We start from the raw sequence: 2,582 nt of genomic DNA, 5'->3' as shown, positions 1-2,582 counted from the left end.
TCTGTAGGGATACAACCGTGAGGATAGGCCGACCACGCGACGAGAGTCGTAGCCCCCGGATTGATAGCTCGAAGCCTCCGGGGGCTTTTTTATTGGTGTTCGCTTCGCTCACGGCGTACAGTACGGATTTTCTTTCATTTTCCCACGCTCAAAGAGGCGCTATCACTAGATTCATAAATTTGTCTTAATGATCGACTATGACTAGCAACAGAACAGCAAATGAACAAGCAAAAGCACTGAAAACTACCGCAAAGAATATCAGGACAAAACTCATTCCTAAGCTTAGTCTGCTAAAAGATAACTTCACTCCCTCGGAATGGCATATCATCGAATTAGCGATGAACAACTACGTCATTGATATCTCTAATGAAGCCGCTCGTTTGACGGTTATTGTTGCCCAATCAGGCGAGTTGAGCCATAAGCAATAATAGGTTTTCTTAGGCATATCCACCCCAACTGTACAGCCTTTCTAGCAAGAACAACAACCTTTCTGTTCTTGAATAGGAGGGCATTTCACTGATCCATACGAGCAAAATACGCAACAATCACCTGTCAATGGCCGTAGTACAGTGTGGCAGTTCTCACACTCGTAAAAGAACTGACAAGCATCCGTAGGCATTATTTCTTGTTTAGCATGCTTGCAAAATGGACAAACCAGAACAGATTCTAATGTAGCCATATCAAAGTAATTTTTGAACGCTAAGGTAGATACGTAATACACTCAAATCAAGATTTTAAGTATAATTGATGGGCGTCCGGAGGCTTCCGTTTTAATAAGGAAGTATAACGCACTATACTTTACTCCTGCCTGCACCTTCCTTCGGTCGGCTCCAGCAGGAGTAAAGTGTGCGCCCGCCGGGGCCATCAACCAAGGGAAAAAATGAAAGCCATTTGCCGAGTTGCCAAGATCAAAGGAAACGGTAGCATCACCGGGAAATCTGAACATAACTACCGACAGGGACATGTACCCAATGCTGACAAGGAGCGCCAGCATTTGAACAAGGAATATGTGCTCAACTATGAGAATTTGGGCAAGGCTATTCAGGCCCGCATTGAACACGCCGGTATTCAGAAGGTCCGACAGGATGCCGTTAAGGGCATGGAGTTCATTCTAACCGCTAGTCCGGAGCTGTTTAAGCGGGATCCAAACGGACAGGTTGTCGGTGATTATCGCAACTCAGATTGGGTCAAGGCCAATCTGGAGTTTATGAAACAGCACTATGGGCGTAATCTAGTAGCCTTTACCCTGCATCAGGATGAGAAAACACCCCACATTCACGCCATTGTCGTACCCATCACGGCTGATAATCGACTTTGTGCCAAGGAGCTATTTACTCCCAGGACCTTACGGCAGCTCCAAACTGACTATGCTGAAGCGATGAAACCCTTTAAGTTGGAAAGGGGAATAGAGAACAGTCGGGCCAAACATGTGGAGATGAAGCACATTTACGGCTTACAGCAGCAGGAGCGAAAAGCCATTGAGCAGGAATTAGCCCCCATTCAACAGGCCCATCAACCCCTACAGATCCAATCCCCTGGCATCCTGGATTTGCTCAACCTGGAACGCTGGAAACAAGAGCAGGAGGCTAAAATCAATGCTGAATACAGCCGTCGGCTGGCAGAAGTCCAGAAAGCCGCCCAAAAGGCCCAAAATGCGGCCATAGCGAACGCAACAGCCAAAGAACAGGGAAAAGCCCTGCAAAAGCGATTGAGCACTTCAGAGGGGCTAAAACAGGCTAATTACGAGAAGGGGCAGAAAACTCAACAGCAACTCAAGAATGCCACCATGATCTTAGACCGGGTGGCTATCTTGTTAGACGAAAAACGTCTAAGTCCCCAATGGAGCCAAGAACACGCTGGCAGGGTCCGCAGCCGCGTCTTACCACAGCTCGAAAAAGACATCACTGAAAGTCTGGAGGGGATTCGTGACCCGGTTGAAGCCCTACGACGGCTTGAGAGCAAAGGCTACCAGATTGACATCAGCAAAAACGAAGAGCAGTTTTTTGTAAAAGACCCTAAGACCGAGGTACGCCTAGACTTCATCGAAGGTAGAATTGATGGGCGACTAATTGCCGATCTAGTTAACGAAAGCATTGACCAAACCCTGAAGAAGGACCAAGAACAAGCTCAGAAAGCTAAACTCCAAGAGGAGCAAAAGCTGGAAGAAAACCCCAAACGAAGCCGCAGTCTAGGGTTGGGTCGATAGCGCCTCTTTGAGCGTGGGAAAATGAAAGAAAATCCCGGGGTTTGGGGCAGCGCCCCAAGTACTAAAAAACAGCGTCGCAGACACCTATTTTAAGAGCCTAAGAAGCAAACCCTTATAACTGACTGATATTCAAGGGGGGTCACTTTACACTGTATAAAGTCTGACTTTACACAGTGTAATTTTTTACTTTACACTTTGACATCAAAAAAATAAAGTCAAAGTTTATACAGGATAAAATTATTTTTTATAAATTGGTCCTTGTTACATAAAGTTTGACTTTACCTTTATGGCTAAAGAGTATAAAAAGATAAAGGAGTTTAAGGCCTTTGATGAAAACCCATTTATGGAAAAGGCCATTAATGATATTCGGGTTGTA

At 45.6% G+C, this 2,582-nt stretch carries 3 protein-coding genes; 2 read left to right on the top strand and 1 reads right to left on the bottom strand.

Annotated features, from left to right (window positions below):
- The first annotated feature begins 197 nt into the window (after positions 1 to 197).
- Positions 198 to 428, top strand: coding sequence for a hypothetical protein (locus LX87_RS28455; protein ID WP_111631687.1), 231 nt, complete (start codon positions 198 to 200; stop codon positions 426 to 428).
- A gap of 41 nt (positions 429 to 469) precedes the next feature.
- Here LX87_RS28455 and LX87_RS29255 read toward each other — a convergent pair whose 3' ends face one another.
- Positions 470 to 679 (bottom strand): GDCCVxC domain-containing (seleno)protein, encoded by a 210-nt coding sequence (locus LX87_RS29255; protein ID WP_111631686.1) that lies wholly within the window; start codon positions 677 to 679, stop codon positions 470 to 472.
- Positions 680 to 880: 201 nt separating this feature from the next.
- Here LX87_RS29255 and mobV point away from each other — a divergent pair, with 201 nt between their 5' ends.
- Positions 881 to 2,206 (top strand): MobV family relaxase, encoded by a 1,326-nt coding sequence (gene mobV, locus LX87_RS28445; protein ID WP_111631685.1) that lies wholly within the window; start codon positions 881 to 883, stop codon positions 2,204 to 2,206.
- Positions 2,207 to 2,582: the final 376 nt, after the last annotated feature.

The sequence above is a fragment of the Larkinella arboricola genome (assembly GCF_003259745.1).
Taxonomy (GTDB): domain Bacteria; phylum Bacteroidota; class Bacteroidia; order Cytophagales; family Spirosomataceae; genus Larkinella; species Larkinella arboricola.
The sequence above is the reverse complement of the archived record's forward strand: the minus strand, read 5'-3'. Positions and strand labels throughout refer to the sequence as shown.